The organism is uncultured Erythrobacter sp., from assembly GCF_947499705.1.
In the GTDB taxonomy this organism is placed as follows: Bacteria; Pseudomonadota; Alphaproteobacteria; order Sphingomonadales; family Sphingomonadaceae; genus Erythrobacter.
The window spans coordinates 1489854-1504302 of record NZ_CANMPJ010000001.1; the positions used below are offsets into that span (position 1 = coordinate 1489854).

General features: G+C 59.5%; 17 protein-coding genes. 6 read left to right on the forward strand and 11 right to left on the reverse strand.

The features are described 5' to 3' along the window. Positions 1 to 13 precede the first annotated feature (13 nt). The 4 genes from Q0837_RS06985 to Q0837_RS07000 form a co-directional block, all read right to left on the reverse strand. Positions 14 to 493, reverse strand: coding sequence for a glutathione peroxidase (locus Q0837_RS06985; protein ID WP_298466816.1), 480 nt, complete (start codon positions 491 to 493; stop codon positions 14 to 16). Beyond that, positions 490 to 1047, reverse strand: a complete 558-nt coding sequence (locus tag Q0837_RS06990; RefSeq protein WP_298466817.1) for a hypothetical protein — start codon at positions 1045 to 1047, stop codon at positions 490 to 492. The genes Q0837_RS06985 and Q0837_RS06990 overlap by 4 nt, the downstream gene beginning before the upstream one ends. A 94-nt stretch (positions 1048 to 1141) precedes the next feature. Further along, on the reverse strand, positions 1142 to 1822 hold the full coding sequence (locus Q0837_RS06995) for an ABC transporter ATP-binding protein (protein WP_298466818.1): 681 nt from the start codon (positions 1820 to 1822) through the stop codon (positions 1142 to 1144). Further along, positions 1815 to 3056, reverse strand: coding sequence for a lipoprotein-releasing ABC transporter permease subunit (locus Q0837_RS07000; RefSeq protein ID WP_298469830.1), 1242 nt, complete (start codon positions 3054 to 3056; stop codon positions 1815 to 1817). Before Q0837_RS07000 ends, Q0837_RS06995 begins: the two co-directional genes overlap by 8 nt. A gap of 212 nt (positions 3057 to 3268) precedes the next feature. On the opposite strand from Q0837_RS07000, the gene purF reads away from it, so the two are divergent. The 4 genes from purF (at position 3269) to Q0837_RS07020 (ending at position 6293) form a co-directional block, all read left to right on the forward strand. Beyond that, positions 3269 to 4771 (forward strand): amidophosphoribosyltransferase, encoded by a 1503-nt coding sequence (purF, locus tag Q0837_RS07005; protein WP_298466819.1) that lies wholly within the window; start codon positions 3269 to 3271, stop codon positions 4769 to 4771. Between the two features lie 9 nt (positions 4772 to 4780). Continuing rightward, positions 4781 to 5494 (forward strand): SDR family NAD(P)-dependent oxidoreductase, encoded by a 714-nt coding sequence (locus tag Q0837_RS07010; RefSeq protein ID WP_298466820.1) that lies wholly within the window; start codon positions 4781 to 4783, stop codon positions 5492 to 5494. A 137-nt stretch (positions 5495 to 5631) separates the two neighbouring features. Continuing rightward, the gene (locus Q0837_RS07015) at positions 5632 to 5979 is read left to right on the forward strand and encodes a PilZ domain-containing protein (protein WP_298466821.1); all 348 of its coding nucleotides are present in this window, start codon (positions 5632 to 5634) and stop codon (positions 5977 to 5979) included. A 5-nt stretch (positions 5980 to 5984) separates the two neighbouring features. Beyond that, on the forward strand, positions 5985 to 6293 hold the full coding sequence (locus tag Q0837_RS07020) for a PilZ domain-containing protein (RefSeq protein WP_298466823.1): 309 nt from the start codon (positions 5985 to 5987) through the stop codon (positions 6291 to 6293). A 39-nt stretch (positions 6294 to 6332) separates the two neighbouring features. Here the strand turns inward: Q0837_RS07020 and Q0837_RS07025 are convergent, their stop codons facing one another. The 5 genes from Q0837_RS07025 to Q0837_RS07045 are packed head-to-tail and all read right to left on the reverse strand — an operon-like array spanning position 6333 to position 11628. Then, complete coding sequence (locus Q0837_RS07025; protein WP_298466825.1) at positions 6333 to 7559, reverse strand: serine hydrolase; 1227 nt, start codon at positions 7557 to 7559, stop codon at positions 6333 to 6335. Between the two features lie 19 nt (positions 7560 to 7578). Then, positions 7579 to 8814 (reverse strand): cyclopropane-fatty-acyl-phospholipid synthase family protein, encoded by a 1236-nt coding sequence (locus Q0837_RS07030; RefSeq protein ID WP_298466827.1) that lies wholly within the window; start codon positions 8812 to 8814, stop codon positions 7579 to 7581. A 52-nt stretch (positions 8815 to 8866) separates the two neighbouring features. After that, positions 8867 to 10258, reverse strand: coding sequence for a deoxyribodipyrimidine photo-lyase (locus tag Q0837_RS07035; RefSeq protein WP_298466828.1), 1392 nt, complete (start codon positions 10256 to 10258; stop codon positions 8867 to 8869). A gap of 15 nt (positions 10259 to 10273) precedes the next feature. After that, complete coding sequence (locus tag Q0837_RS07040; protein ID WP_298466829.1) at positions 10274 to 11230, reverse strand: metal-dependent hydrolase; 957 nt, start codon at positions 11228 to 11230, stop codon at positions 10274 to 10276. Further along, the gene (locus Q0837_RS07045; protein WP_298466831.1) at positions 11230 to 11628 is read right to left on the reverse strand and encodes a hypothetical protein; all 399 of its coding nucleotides are present in this window, start codon (positions 11626 to 11628) and stop codon (positions 11230 to 11232) included. The genes Q0837_RS07040 and Q0837_RS07045 overlap by 1 nt, the downstream gene beginning before the upstream one ends. A gap of 134 nt (positions 11629 to 11762) precedes the next feature. Here Q0837_RS07045 and Q0837_RS07050 point away from each other — a divergent pair, with 134 nt between their 5' ends. Together Q0837_RS07050 and Q0837_RS07055 are read left to right on the forward strand one after the other, a co-directional pair. Beyond that, on the forward strand, positions 11763 to 12707 hold the full coding sequence (locus Q0837_RS07050; RefSeq protein ID WP_298466833.1) for an alpha/beta hydrolase: 945 nt from the start codon (positions 11763 to 11765) through the stop codon (positions 12705 to 12707). Position 12708: 1 nt separating this feature from the next. After that, positions 12709 to 13182: an RNA pyrophosphohydrolase gene (locus tag Q0837_RS07055; RefSeq protein ID WP_298466836.1), complete on the forward strand. Its 474-nt coding sequence runs from the start codon at positions 12709 to 12711 to the stop codon at positions 13180 to 13182. A gap of 3 nt (positions 13183 to 13185) precedes the next feature. Here the strand turns inward: Q0837_RS07055 and Q0837_RS07060 are convergent, their stop codons facing one another. Continuing rightward, a complete protein-coding gene (locus tag Q0837_RS07060; protein WP_298466839.1) occupies positions 13186 to 13857 on the reverse strand; it encodes a glutathione S-transferase family protein in 672 nt (223 codons plus the stop codon). A 47-nt stretch (positions 13858 to 13904) separates the two neighbouring features. After that, entirely contained in the window at positions 13905 to 14399 is a 495-nt protein-coding gene (locus Q0837_RS07065; RefSeq protein ID WP_298466842.1) for a tetratricopeptide repeat protein, read from the reverse strand. Between the last annotated feature and the right edge of the window lie 50 nt (positions 14400 to 14449).

A 14449-nucleotide genomic window follows, 5' to 3' on the forward strand; every position in this document is an offset into this window, starting at 1 on the left:
GATAGCTACCGGGTCAGAGCAGCTTTTCGATATCCTTGGCGATCCGCTCTGGCGTGTCCTGGGGAGCGTAGCGCTTCACGACATTGCCTTCGCGATCGATCAGGAACTTCGTGAAGTTCCATTTGACCGATGTCGAGCCCATCAGGCCCTTCGCCTCACCCTTCATCCAGTCATAAAGCGGTGACGCGTCGGGGCCGTTCACATCTACCTTCTCCATCAGCGGGAAGGTGACGCCGAAATTGACCTTGCAGAATTCCTGAATTTCGTCCGCGTTGCCCGGCTCCTGCGCGCCGAATTGATTGCAGGGAAAGCCAAGGACTTCGAAATCTTTCTCCTTGAACTGCTGAAACAGCTTCTCCAGCCCGTCATATTGCGGGGTGAACCCGCATTTGCTGGCGGTATTCACCACGAGCAAGACCTTGCCCTTCTTCTCGGCAAGATCGAGCTCTTCGCCGCGATTTGTGGTGACGGTGAAATCGGCAATGGTGGTCATTCGGCGTCCTTCGACTCGGTCGCGCCCTTGGGGCGATAGATCAGATCGAAACTCGTTTGCCACGAAAGACCCTGATCGGTCGAGCCTTCGCCGAATTGCCTTACGCTGCCGTCATCCTGCACCGAATAAGTCATACGAACCATGACGTCTTCACCATTCGCTCCCGCGCCCGGCCAGAAACCGGTCAGCACCATTTTGTCATCGACTGTCCCGCCAGCGAATTCGACCCGCTTGCCATCGGCACCGACCCACAATTGCTCCCAGCGGCCATTTGCTGGATTGACGAACGACATGCTGGTCCCGTCGCGCCCCGAAAGCGGCTTCCAATGCTCACGGATCACACAGCCAGTCGAGACGCGCTCGATGGTGCTGTTCGCCGCTTTCTTATCCGAGCCGTTGGGGAATACCTCCCACTCACCGACCCAAAAATCGAACGCACCATGCGCTTCGGTCGCGCAAGCAGAAGGCGGTGGATATGGAGGTGCAGGTGGCGGTTGATCGGGCTGAGCGCTGACAGCTTGCAGCAGCAGAAACGCGGGTGTGAATGTGAGCATGGTTCCCTCCCCCAATTTGAGAGACGGTTTACCCTAGATACTCAATGGCGAAACGGGTTGATCTGCCAAACGCAGACTGCCCTCGGCAAAGTCGCTACTCAAGCACCCCGTCATGCAAACGCACCACGCGGTCCATCCGGCTCGCAAGTCTCTCGTTGTGCGTCGCGACCAATGCTGCGCTGCCCTCACCGCGCACCAGTTCAAGAAACTGCCCGAGCACGGCGTCGGAAGTGTGTTCGTCCAGATTCCCGGTTGGCTCATCTGCCAGAACCAGCGTCGGACGGTTGGCCAGCGCCCGCGCTACGGCAACACGCTGTTGTTCACCGCCGGAAAGTTGGCTCGGTCGGTGTGTGAGACGATGGCCCAAGCCGAGGCTCGAAAGCAGGCCCTGCGCCCGTTCCAGCGCCGCATCTCGCGGCGTTCCCGCAATCATCTGCGGCATCACCACATTCTCTGTCGCATCGAAATCTGGCAGCAGATGGTGGAACTGATAGACGAAACCGAGATGCTCGCGCCGCAACCGTGTGCGTTGGTCCGCCGGAAGCGACGCCGCCGCTTCTCCCGCAATTGCGATCGAACCATCGAAGCCGCCTTCGAGCAAGCCGACGGCCTGCAGCATTGTCGATTTGCCCGAACCGGAAGGCCCCAACAGAGCAACGATTTCGCCCGGTTGAATATCGAGATCGACACCGCGCAAGACTTCGATCGTCTCACCGCCTTGCTCAAAGCTGCGTGTCAGCCCGCGCAGCGCTACGATGGGAGCAGTCTCACTCATAGCGCAGCACCTGCACCGGATCGGTGCTCGCCGCTTTCAGTGCGGGGTAGAGCGTCGCGAGGAAGCTCAGGCCGAGCGCGAGCGCGGCGATGCCAATGATCTCCCATGGATCGACGCGAGCCGGGAGCGATGTGAGGAAGCGAACCTCAGGATCCCAGATCTGCACACCAGTCGCCCAAGCAATCCCGTCAACAATCGGATTGCGAAAATAGAGCACGATGAAGCCGAAGACCAAGCCGCTGATGGTGCCAATCGCACCCACTGTTGTCCCGGTCGTAACGAATATCTTCACCAGGCTTTTCCGCGTCGCACCCATTGTTCGCATGATCGCAATGTCGCGGGTTTTTGCACGCACCAGCATGACCAAGCTCGAAAGAATATTAAAAGTCGCGACCAGCACCATGAAACTGAGCACAAAGAACATCGCGACGCGTTCGACTTCAAGCGCTTCAAACAAGGTCGAATTGATGGTCTTCCAATCCGCGATTTGCGCGCGCCCGACCAGCGTATCTTCTACGGGGGCAAGTATCTCGCCCACATTGTCCGGGTCATCGACCTTAATCTCAATCAGCCCAACAGTGTCGCCCAGCAGCAGCAAAGTCTGGGCGTCCTCCATCGGCATGATCACGAATGTCTCGTCGAAATCGTAGAGCCCAATCTCGAAGATCGCTGCGACTTCATAAGCGACCTGTCGGATGGATGTCCCAAATGGTGTCGTGCGGCCTTGCGGGTTGATGATCGTGATCGTGTCGCCCACCCGCGCACCGATATTCGCAGCCAACCTCGCTCCAATGGCGACTTTGCGTTCGCCAGCTTGCAAGCGTGACAGATCACCGAACAGCAATTTGTCCTGAAGCTCACCGATATCCTGCTGTGTGTTCCCGCGCACAAAGATCGCTACAACGCGGCCATTGAAGCTCGTCAGCAGCGGTTGCTCGATCAAAGGCGATGCTTCCTGCACACCCTCAGTGCCTTGCACTTGCTCCAGCACGCTTTCCCAATTGTCGAGCTTGCCGCCATAGGCCTGGATCACCGCGTGACCGTTCAGTCCGGCGAACTTGTCCAGCATCTCACCGCGAAAGCCGTTCATCACGCTCATCACGACCACCAGCATCGCGACGCTCAGCATCACCACACCAACCGAGATGCCGGCGACCAGCGCGATAAACGCCTCGCCTTTGCCCGGCCAAAGGTAGCGCTTGGCGATCATTCTTTCGAAGGGAGTGAGCATGATGGTGACGGTGTGCTTGGCTACCTGAGACTGAACCTCGGCTGTAGGCGGACGGTTTCTCCCCCGCAATCCGAAGCTTGTGCCGGGCTGTGCGTAACGTGTTGCAACCGAGCGGAGAAAAAGGCGACAGGTGGCGGGCTTCCGCACTTGTAATTGATCCGTAACACGGTCATTGAGCGCGCACCGATCAGACAGCGCAGCGGGTCAACACGGCGATGGCTAAAACAGCTTCATTTTCACCGCCAGAGAACCTGACTCATCCGTTTCTCGACATCGATGGTGACAAACTGCGCGAGGAATGCGGCGTGTTCGGTGCGATCAACGCGGCCGACGCCTCTGCCGCCACCGCGCTCGGGTTGCATGCACTTCAGCACCGCGGACAGGAAGCCGTGGGCATCACCAGCTTCGATGGCAGCGAGTTCTTCTCACGACGTGGCCTCGGCCATGTGGCGGAAAACTTCTCCTCATCAGAAGCGATTGCCGAATTGCCCGGATCGATGGCGGCGGGCCATGTCCGCTATTCCACGACCGGCGGCGCCGGACTTCGCAACGTCCAACCGCTTTACGCCGAGCTAGCGAGCGGCGGATTCGCGGTCGCGCATAACGGCAATATTTCCAACGCGCAGATGCTGCGTTCCGACTTGGTCGGCAAGGGATCGATCTTTCAGTCGACATCCGACACCGAGGTGATCATCCACTTGGTCGCGACTTCGCGCTATCCGACCATCGCCGATCGCCTTGTCGATGCGCTGCGGCTTGTTGAAGGCGCCTATGCACTTATCGTGATGACGCCCGAAGGCATGATCGCGTGCCGCGACCCGCTTGGTATTCGTCCATTGGTGATGGGCAAATTGGGTGATGCGGTCCTGTTCGCCAGCGAAAGCGTAGCCTTCGACGTCGTCGGAGCCGAGTTGATCCGCGAAGTCGAGCCGGGCGAAATGCTGCAGGTCGATTTCTCCGGCGAAATCAAAAGCGTCCACCCATTTGGCCAAGCCAAACCGCGCCCCTGCATCTTCGAACATGTCTATTTCAGCAGGCCGGACAGCTTCTTCGCTGGGCAAAGCGTCTATGAAGCCCGCAAGGCCATTGGCGCAGAACTTGCGACCGAATCGCCCTGCGATGCCGACTTGATCGTACCAGTGCCCGACAGCGGTGTACCGGCTGCCATCGGTTACGCCCAGCAGTCTGGCCTGCCATTCGAACTCGGGATCATCCGGTCGCACTATGTCGGGCGCACGTTTATCCAGCCATCCGACAGCGCGCGCCATTCGGGCGTCAAGCGCAAGCACAACGCCAATCGCGGTCTCGTCGCGGGCAAACGGATTGTGCTCATCGACGATTCCATTGTGCGCGGCACCACCAGCTCGAAAATTGTCGAGATGATGCGCGAGGCAGGCGCGAGTGAGGTGCATTTCCGCGTGGCCAGCCCGCCGACAGCACATAGTTGTTTCTACGGCGTCGACACGCCTGAGCGTTCCAAGCTGCTCGCGGCGCAAATGGATCTCGAGCCGATGCGTGAATACATCAAGGCCGATAGCCTCGCTTTCATTTCGATCGACGGCCTTTACCGCGCGGTCGGTGCAAAGGGACGCAACAACAGCTGCCCGCAATTCTGCGATGCCTGCTTTACCGGCGACTATCCGACCTCGCTCACCGATCTGGCATTGAGCGAGCAGAAAGCCGCCCAGCTTCCCTTTGCCGACCCCAAGGCAGCCTGAGAAACCAACATGACCGATACGAAACCGCTCGAAGGGCGCACCGCGCTTGTCACCGGCGCAAGCCGCGGCATTGGCGCCGCCACTGCAAAGGCTCTCGCCGAAGCAGGAGCTCATGTCATCCTTGTCGCCCGCAAGGTGAAGGCGCTGGAAGTGATCGAGGACGCCATCCACGCGGCTGGCGGAACCTCGACCATCGCGCCGCTTGACCTGACAGAGGCTGACGCAGTTTCACGGCTTGCGGGAGCGATTGCCGGACGCTGGGAAACGCTCGATATTCTCTGTATTTCAGCGGCCTATTTGCCGGAATTGACACCGATTTCACAGGTCGATCCCAAGCAGTTCAACAAGGCCCTGCTGACCAATGTGGTGGCAACGCAAGCGCTGCTCGCAGGCTTTGACCCGCTGCTGCGGCGCGCAGAAGCCGGTCGTCTCATCGGTCTCACCAGCAGCGTCGGTGCCAGCCCTCGCGCGTTTTGGGGTGCTTACGGCTCGACCAAGGCTGCATTCGACAATCTGCTCGAAACCTACGGCGCCGAAGTCGAGAAGCTTAGTCCGTTGCGCGTAGCGATCATCGATCCGGGCGCGACCCGCACCGAAATGCGCGAGCGCGCCTATCCTGGCGAAGACCCGCAATCAGTCAAAGCCCCTGAAAAGGTGGCAGAACGTATCGTGCAGCTTCTGACGGACGATTTCGAAACCGGTCACCGCGAACGGATAGACTGAGCCGCACAAGCGACCAAAAAACGTCCCTACTCCACAATTAACCTTGTTCCTCAATCAGAGGGAAACCTCGCGCGATCAATCGTGCGGGCAACCAAACGGCCAAGAGACCAAAAGCTGATTGGACAAGGATTCCTACAATGCCGACGAAAAAGGACGTTTATCAAGTCGCGTCGCAGGAAGATCGCTGTGGACCGCGCACCAAGCTATCGATCCCCGCTACCTTGCGGGCATCAGGCGGGCGCGCATTCCAAAGCGTCGTACACGACCTGTCGATCTCCGGATTTTCCGCAGCATCGATCAACCGTATGCACGAAGGCCAGGTTTGCTGGCTATCGCTGCCCGGTCTTGAATCGCTTCAGGCCGAAGTGGTTTGGTGGGACAATTGCATTGTCGGGTGCGCGTTCAGCGAATTGCTGAGCCCGATCGTGCATGACAACATCCTGCAACGCTATAACAACAATGGCGTGATCCGCACGGCGATCTGACGCTGATGGCTAGGGACAACCCACGCACCAAGCTCTCGATCCCGGCAACGCTTCGGGCATCGGGCGGTGGTGACGTCAAAAGCGTGGTGCATGAACTTTCGATCTCGGGCTTCTCTGCCGCATCTACCAAGCGCATGCTCGAAGGACAGGTGTGCTGGCTATCGCTCCCCGATCTCGAACCGTGCGAGGCCGAGGTTGTGTGGTGGGAAAATTGCATCGTAGGATGCGAGTTCAGCGATTTGCTGAGCCCGATCGTGCATGACAACATCCTGCAGCGCTACAGCCACCTTGGCGTGGTTCGCACGGCAATCTAACGGTCAGGGCAGCGGGGTTCAGGCCCCGCCCCAGCCTTTTTATCGAACCTCGGGTTCCTTGAATTCTGTATTCTCTGCAATCTTGTTGACGACTGCACGCATTTGTCCGCGTGCCGTACCGCTGGTGGCTGTCGGCCAATTGCTGACCACGGCGACCACCAGCTGTTTCTCTGGTACCAAAGTGATCGACTGACCGAAGATTCCCTGAGCGCCGTAATTGCCGCCCGGATATGTCCACCACTGATAGCCATAACCAAAGCCGCCATCGCCGAAATCGACAAGCGAGTCGCCCGCTTCCGCGAACCACCCGTCAGGCACGATGCCCTCGCCGCCTTCCAGCGCAAACTGCCCCATCCGGGCGTAGTCCGAGAGGCGCAGTGAGAGGCAGCAGCCGCCGATATTGCCGCCGCGCGGATCGACCATCCAGAACATGTCGCCAGCGAAACCGGCAGGCTCGACGATCTTCTCCTGCGAATACTCCGCAAGCGATTGGCCAACCGCGTTCTCGACCAGCAATCCGATCAGGTTCGTCTCGCCGGTTTTGTAGACCCACTTCTCGCCCGGCTCCGCCTCACGCTTCAGCGTCTTCATCTGCGCAACAATGGCGTCGGGCCCATATTCGAGAACGAAGCGGTTCATCGCCGCGACGTCGCTGTTGGGGTCGGTATAATCTTCGTTCCAGGCTACACCGCTGGTCATGGTAGCGATGTGGCGAACGGAGACGCCGTCATAGGCCGAGCCGGTAAGCTCCGGGATATACTTGGTCACGGGGTCATCGAGGCTTTCGATAAACCCGTCGGCCACCGCCGCACCCAGCAGCGTTGAAGTAAAGCTCTTCGCGACGGAGAAACTGGTCCAGCGATCCTCGGCGCCCAGCCCCAGACCATATTCTTCAAACCGGATCTGTCCGCCTTGCAAGACCATGATCCCTGCTGCGTTGGTGTCTTTCAGGACCTTTCGCAAATCACTGACCAGATCAGGTGACAGCGGCGCCCCCGGTTGCAAGATACGCTGACGTGTTGCCGCAGGGACCTCATGGCCCGCGAACCAGCTTTCCATATCGCGGAACCGCGCCGAGCGGGTGGCATCGTCCCAGAACAACACTTGCAGCTCGGACTGATCAACAGCAGGTGGCGGGTTCAATTGAACCGGCGCCAGCGGCGCGTCAGCCACCGCTGCAGCGCTATCGACACCGCTGTATCCGGCCGAACATCCCGCAAGAGCCAGCGCGCCAAGCGCTCCCAACGTCAATTGTGCAAGTCTCATGCGGATTTGTCCTCTCAGTCTATTGTTTGACCAGCGTAACCTGGTGAACATCGATATTGCCTACGCGAAAGCCGGCCTCGCAATAGGCGAGGTAGTAACGCCAAAGTCGAACGAAGCGGTCGTCGAAGCCTTCCGGCAAGCGCTTGTGGGCAACGGCATCTTCGAACCGCTCACGCCAAATCCTGAGGGTTTCGGCATAGTCCGGGCCAAAACGCAACTCATCCTGCCAACCAAGACCACGCGCTTCTGCCAGTTGGCGAAACTCTGATGACTTGATCAGCAGCCCGCCGGGAAAGATGTACGCCTGAATGAAATCGGCTGTGCCCGTGTAGGTCTCAAACAGATCATCTTCGATTGAGATGTATTGTAGCGCGGCGCGGCCACCTGATTTCAGGTTGCGCGCGACGCAGTCCATGAATTCCGGCCAGTATTCGCGGCCCAAAGCCTCGACCATCTCGACGCTGACGATGGCATCGAACTGACCTGCGGCATCGCGGTAGTCCTGCTTGCGAAATTCGATCGAGCTGTCACGGCGCTGGCGGGCATAGGCGAGCTGCTCTTCAGACAGACTGATCGCGGCAACCTTCGCGCCCTGCTGTGCAAGGTGCTCGGCCATCGAGCCCCAACCGCAACCGATCTCAAGCACCGTTTTCGGCTCACCGATCCGCTCGGCCATCGCTTCAAGCTTTCGCTGTTGTGCAACTTCCAACCCATCTTCCCCGCATCCGAGCGCGCTGGAATAGGTCATGCTGGGATCGAGCCAGGCGGCGTAGAAATCGTTGCCGAGATCGTAGTGCGCCGCAATGTTGCGCTGCGATCCAGCCTTGTCATTACGATTGAACCGGTGCGCGAGCGCCGCAGCCCACCTGAACGGTCCAGAACTGCGCGCCGTGCCGCCGAGGGTTCTGACATTGTCGGACATCACTGCGAACGTCGCGGTCATGTCGTTGGTGTCCCACTCGCCTGCCTCGTACGCCTGATACCAGCCAATCGTACCATTGGTGGCCAGTCGCAGCAGCGCGCGCCAATCCTTTAGCCACACCTCTGCTTCAAATCCGGGAGCACGCCCGCCCAGCATCCGCGTTGTTCCGTCAGGCAAGTGGCCGATCAGAGAACCGCGCTCCAGTCCCGCATCGATACGGTCGAGTATGTTGGTGAAGCCAGGCGCGATCAGCTTGGCGAAAAATCCCGGCTCGGGGGCAAACCGCTCCCCGCCGCTGAGCAATTGCTCGCCTCTCACCCCTTGCGCCGTCATGGCGCTGCTTTAAGCGGCGCGGCGCGCATCGGGCAACCCGCCTGCGCCGCTGTTACCCTTCTTTCATCGACTTATAGGCTGAAAGCGCGCGCTCGCGGGCCTCCCTATGGCCGATGATCTTGGCCGGATAGCTCTGGGGCAGGCGGCCATATTCCTCCGGATCGTGGATATAGGGTTCGTCGAGATCCGCGAGTTCGGGGACGTATTTGCGGATATAGTCGGCACAGTCGAACTTTTCGCTCTGGCTGAGCGGCGCCATGATCCGCACGAACATATTGGAATCGACACCCGTCCCGGCGGTCCATTGCCAATTGGTCGAATTGGACGCGTAATCGGCATCGACCAAAGTGTCCCAGAACCATTGTTCGCCGTGACGCCAATCGATCAGCAGGTGCTTGATCAGGAAACTGGCGGTGATCATTCGCACGCGGTTGTGCATCCATCCGGTCTCGTAGAGTTGTCGCATCCCGGCATCGACCACAGGATAACCGGTCTTGCCCTGCTGCCACGCCTTCAGATCGCGCGCGGCCCGTTCGTCCGTTTCAGGGTCGCGCCATTTGAGCTGATCGAAGTCTTCGCGGTAGTTCTCGCGCGCATAGAGCGGGAACTGCGCAATTGCGGTCTGGGCATAGTCACGCCAGATCAATTCGCTTTCGTAGATCCTCCAACCATCGGACCGCTTTTGCTTGAAATGGTGCCAGATCTGCACCGGGCTGATCTCACCAAAATGCAAGTGCGGCGAGAGGCGCGATACTTTATCGACCGAGGGGAAGTTGCGCTTGTCCTCGTAGTCATCGACGTGGTCTTCCCACCATTCAAGCTGACTGTGCGCGGCTTGTTCACCAACCTCCCAAAATGCGTCGATCCCGCCCGACCAATCGGGCTTGGTCGGCAGCAGGTTCCAATTGTCCAGGTCATCGCTCGCGGGCCAAGTGTCCGGGGATGAGAGAGTTTCGGGCTCTGGCACCAAATCGCGCGGTGGGACCTGCGTGCGGACCGCGCGGCTGAACGGGGTATAGATCTTGTACTGTCCGCCCGATCCGGTGGTGACCGAACCAATCGGCAGCAGATAATTGCCGTCGTGAAGCTGAAGGTCGAATTTCTCCTCAAGCCTTCCCTGAGCGCGCCGCCACCATGGTTCGTAGTGGCGATTGGCGTGGATGGTAGTGGCACCGGTCTCTTCGGCGATGTTGGTCAATTCCTCGACCGCATCGCCGCGCCGCAGGATGATCTTGGCGTGTCTCTTGGCAAAGCTGTTCCGAAGGTTCTCAAGCGAGTGGTGCAGCCACCAGCGCGACGCGCCGCCATAGGCGTGGGTCTTGGCGCATTCATCGTCGAGCACATAGACTGCGATCACAGGGCCGAGTTTAGCGGCCTCGTAAAGGGCCGGATTATCGGCCACGCGCAGGTCACGCCTGAGCCATACGATTTGGGTCTTACTCATGGAATGAGAAGCGCGCTATTCCGACGGAAGTTCCGCGCAATCGACATTGGGCAATGCGACGGAGAAGCGGTCCCGCGCGAGCGGGTCATAAAAACGAGCGTCATGTAGTATGATCGAGCCGTCCTCAGCCCGGGTTGCGAAGGGCGCGCGGGACCAGAACAGGAAGGCATCGAGTGGGGAATTGGTCGATCGTTCTGCTTCAAGATTTGGTAAAACACATAGTTCGGTAGTCAGCGGCGTTTCTTCGAAAAGCGTGCCCAACGTATACACACCTCCGTTCCAACGACCTTTGGATGGGCTGCTCAGAACTTCCCGCTGCCAAAAGGCGAGCGGAACTGGACTCACTATAACGTCCTGGTCTTTGAACAGAGCATAAGGGTGAGATGCACTGGCATAGATCAGTGTGGAAAGCGCCCCGTTTAGCGCAATGTATCCGAGACTAAGGACTGCACCTACTAGGGCTGGGCGTCTCCAACTTCCCGCACGCTTTTCCGCTCGCATCGACCACCAAACACTGACCGCGAGTAATGCCCACAACCAAACGTCGATGATGAACAGGGTGTCACCATAGAACCATTGCGACGAGAACGGCTCAAGTAACCGAACTCCATAGACGTTAAGCCAATCGAGCGCCGGGTGGCTCAGACATCCGATGAAACCGAGAATGTAGAGCCACTTGAAGTCAACCGGAAGCCGTCCCTCTGGCCGCTTCCCGCGCTTCGTCTGCCATCGGTCAAACCACCATAACAGGCCCGCCAGAATCAGCGGCAGAAGCACCCATGCTGGCGGTCCGTGCGTAATTCCGCGCCGGAAACCGAGATGCTCGGTGCCCTCAAGCCAGAAAAAGCACGCTGCATCCACATCGGGCAGGTTTGCCCCGATGATCAGCGCGGGCATCGCAAGCCCGGTCTTCTTTTTGAGCCCGGTCTGCCCGATGAGCGCGCCGACAAGGCTGTGCGTGAGATTATCCATTAGTCATCAACTCTGTCTGGATCATAGCCTGATAGCTCGGAATCGCGGATCGGCGTGCCTGCAGTCGTCCCGACCAGGTAGCCGCCAAATGCTAGGAATACGGGCGCGAGCCAGTCCGCGAACAGCACCGCCGCCATCAGGATCAGCCCAAGCCCGAATACAAGCCGCGCCAGAGCAAATCCGACGACGACCTTGCGCTTGGCAGCGAGCGGCGCGTCCGCAGGTTCGAAGGTGCGCGCCACATGCCCCTTGGACAGGAACCCGGCGACAATGCCGATCGCTATTCCGAGCAAAGCCATTTGAACCCAGTTCTGCAATGGCAGCAGATAGACCGCCACCATCGCCGCGAACGGAAACAGGACCAGCGATATGGACCGCGTTCGAACCGAATATCTCACGTTGGATCACTGCGCGTCAGCATGAGAGCGAGCCATTCCCGACGCTTTGCGCTTTGTCGAGTGGAAAACCTCGTGGAATTTCAAGGTCGCCGCGCCTATCTCTACTCCCGACACAAACGAAAGAGACCGACGCAATGAGCGAAACGCCCTTTATCCGGCCCGACATGAAGGCCTTTCTCGATGCACTGGCAGCGATGGACGGGCCCAAGATTGCGGACATGACGTTGGAGGAAGCGCGCGCTGGTTATGGCGCACTGCATGCAATGGCGGACCGCCCGGCGCGCGAACTGGCGGTAATCCGCGATCTGAGCTGCCCCGGACCGGCGGGAGAGATTCCGCTGCGGCTTTACGATACACGCGAAAGTCGCGACCCTTCGCCAATCATCACCTTCTACCACGGTGGCGGTTTCGTGATCGGTGACCTCGACACCCACCACGCGCTTTGCACAGAGATCGCCGCACTGATAGATCTGCCCGTGGTGGCCGTAGATTACCGTTGCGCACCCGAAGCGCCCTTTCCCGCTGCCATCGAAGACTGCGAAGCGGCAACACGCTGGATTGCTTCGTCTCCAACCGAGCTAGGTCGCGAGGCGACTGGAATCATAACAATCGGCGACAGCGCAGGCGGGAATGCCACTATCGTTGTTGGACAGCAGCTCGCGGAACGGTCCGCCGATGTCCCAGTCGTATTACAGGTCCCCATCTTCCCACTCGCGAGCGATGCGATGGGGTCTGCCAGTCTCGAAGAATTCGCCGAGGGGTATGTCCTGACCAAGGCCGCGGTCGAGTTCTTCGACGCCGCGTACGCTCCGGATCGCACCGATCCGCGCGCCATGCCGATCCTCGGGGCTCATTCCAGTTCGCCGCCGACAATATTGGTCACAGCCAGTCTCGACCCGATCAGGGATTCAGGCCGCGACTATGCCAAGGCACTCGCCGATGCCGGGCGCAGCTTTACCTTCATCGAAGTGGAAGGCGTCACCCACAGCTTCACCAACCTGCGCGGCGCCGTCCCAAGCACGCAGGGCGACCTGGAGCGGATTGTCGCGGCGATGAAATTCACTTTGGGAGCCGATTGAAGTGAGCGACCTTCCCTATCGCCCTTGTGCCGGCTTCATGCTGGTGAATGCCGAGCGCCACGTCTTCGTCGGCGAGCGGATCAATCCGAGCGCGCACGGTTTCTGGCAAATGCCTCAGGGCGGGATCGACCCGGGCGAAGATGAGCGCACGGCTGCGCTACGCGAGCTTGAAGAGGAAACGGGCATTGCCCCCAACCTCGTCGACGTGATCGCGCCTGCGTCAAAGCCTATGCGCTATGACCTGCCGCCGGAGCTGCTCGGCAAGGTATGGAAGGGCAAATATCGCGGGCAAGTGCAGCACTGGTTCCTAGGGCGCTTCCGTGGAAGCGATGCCGACATCAATCTCGAAGCACACGATCCTGCGGAATTTCATGCCTATCGCTGGGTGGAACTGGATCAGCTCCCCGACCTAATCGTGCCGTTCAAGCGCCACGTATACGCCGCGCTCGTGGAGGAATTTCGCGATCTGATCTGAGCGTCAGAAGCGGAAGTCGATATGCGGCCGATCGTCTTTCGCTTGTGCCGCCTTGAAGGATGACAGCGCCTCGATCCGGTCGAACCATGCGGCGATATTGGGGAAGCCCTCAAATGTGCCTTTGGTGCGCGCAGCATACATCGGGTAGACCAGTGTGATGTCCGCTGTTGTCAGCGTTTCACCGCCAAAAAACGGTTTTTCGCCGAGGTCTTTTTCCATCAGGTCGACCAGCGCGCTCAGCCGAGGATTGATGAAGAGCTTGCGGACCTGCCCGAACACCGCCTTAAGCAGTGCGCTGATGGGCCATGGCGAACGGCTTTCGAGCAAGCCCAGGACCATCGCGACACTTTGAATCGACATCAGCGAACCGGGGCTGGCGTGATACCAAAACAGATGCCGCGCACGATCTGCGCTGCCCGGCTTGGGGTTCAGCGTGCTTTCGGGATAGGAATCGAGGATGTAGTCGATGATTGCATTGCTTTCCGCCAGCACCAAATCGCCCTCGATAACGACCGGCGCGGTGCCCAGCGGAGACAAAGCCTTGTAATCATCGGGGGCTAGGTTTGTGTCCGGATCGCGATTGTAGCTCTTGAGCTCATAGGGCGCGCCCAGCTCTTCAAGCAGCCACAAAACGCGGAAACTCTGCGAATACTCGAGATGGTGCAGCGTTAGCATCGTGGTCCCCTGCCAACAGAATCAAGCCGAAGCGGCCTGCCGCAGGCTTAGTTACTGGCCGGGGCCGTTTCGTCGGTTTCGGCTGCAAGGCGAGCTGGCGGGCCTGCGGCAATCGTGGTCTGAAGCGCGAGCGTCTCTGGACAGCTGCTGCCGCAAAGGCTCTCAAGCCGTGCCAGATTGCGTTTCGCTTTTTCCAGCGCGCCTTTCTCAACCAGAGCCGCGCCCTCGCCCGAGATCGCAGCGAAATTGCCCGGATCGCGGTTCAGCGCTTCGCGGTAGTAACGGATCGCTTTGCCCTGCAGTCCGTCCTGTCGCGCCGCTTCGGCTAGCTCGAGGAAAATCGGCGTGTAGCCCGGGTCAATTGCCAGCGCGGCTTCATAGGCATCGATCGCGCCCTGCGTATCACCTGCCTTCAGAGCTGCCTGACCCTGAATCACCAGAGCCTCTGCACGCGGATCGGGCGCCTTGTCCTGAGCGCTCGTCACACTGGCCGTGGTGGCAAGAAACAGTGACAGAGCAGCAGCAGCGGGCGCGAAACGCATGAAGACCTCCTTTAGATCAGCAAGCCTGGTTAATTGGGGCTTAGCCATAA

What these genes read in the sequence shown, in the direction of transcription:
- Q0837_RS06985 (WP_298466816.1), bottom strand. Translation starts at nt 493, where the DNA reads ATGACCACCATTGCCGATTTCACCGTCACCACAAATCGCGGCGAAGAG.
- Q0837_RS06990 (WP_298466817.1), bottom strand. Translation starts at nt 1,047, where the DNA reads ATGCTCACATTCACACCCGCGTTTCTGCTGCTGCAAGCTGTCAGCGCT.
- Q0837_RS06995 (WP_298466818.1), bottom strand. Translation starts at nt 1,822, where the DNA reads ATGAGTGAGACTGCTCCCATCGTAGCGCTGCGCGGGCTGACACGCAGC.
- purF (WP_298466819.1), top strand. Translation starts at nt 3,269, where the DNA reads ATGGCTAAAACAGCTTCATTTTCACCGCCAGAGAACCTGACTCATCCG.
- Q0837_RS07010 (WP_298466820.1), top strand. Translation starts at nt 4,781, where the DNA reads ATGACCGATACGAAACCGCTCGAAGGGCGCACCGCGCTTGTCACCGGC.
- Q0837_RS07015 (WP_298466821.1), top strand. Translation starts at nt 5,632, where the DNA reads ATGCCGACGAAAAAGGACGTTTATCAAGTCGCGTCGCAGGAAGATCGC.
- Q0837_RS07020 (WP_298466823.1), top strand. Translation starts at nt 5,985, where the DNA reads ATGGCTAGGGACAACCCACGCACCAAGCTCTCGATCCCGGCAACGCTT.
- Q0837_RS07025 (WP_298466825.1), bottom strand. Translation starts at nt 7,559, where the DNA reads ATGAGACTTGCACAATTGACGTTGGGAGCGCTTGGCGCGCTGGCTCTT.
- Q0837_RS07030 (WP_298466827.1), bottom strand. Translation starts at nt 8,814, where the DNA reads ATGACGGCGCAAGGGGTGAGAGGCGAGCAATTGCTCAGCGGCGGGGAG.
- Q0837_RS07035 (WP_298466828.1), bottom strand. Translation starts at nt 10,258, where the DNA reads ATGAGTAAGACCCAAATCGTATGGCTCAGGCGTGACCTGCGCGTGGCC.
- Q0837_RS07040 (WP_298466829.1), bottom strand. Translation starts at nt 11,230, where the DNA reads ATGGATAATCTCACGCACAGCCTTGTCGGCGCGCTCATCGGGCAGACC.
- Q0837_RS07050 (WP_298466833.1), top strand. Translation starts at nt 11,763, where the DNA reads ATGAGCGAAACGCCCTTTATCCGGCCCGACATGAAGGCCTTTCTCGAT.
- Q0837_RS07060 (WP_298466839.1), bottom strand. Translation starts at nt 13,857, where the DNA reads ATGCTAACGCTGCACCATCTCGAGTATTCGCAGAGTTTCCGCGTTTTG.
- Q0837_RS07065 (WP_298466842.1), bottom strand. Translation starts at nt 14,399, where the DNA reads ATGCGTTTCGCGCCCGCTGCTGCTGCTCTGTCACTGTTTCTTGCCACC.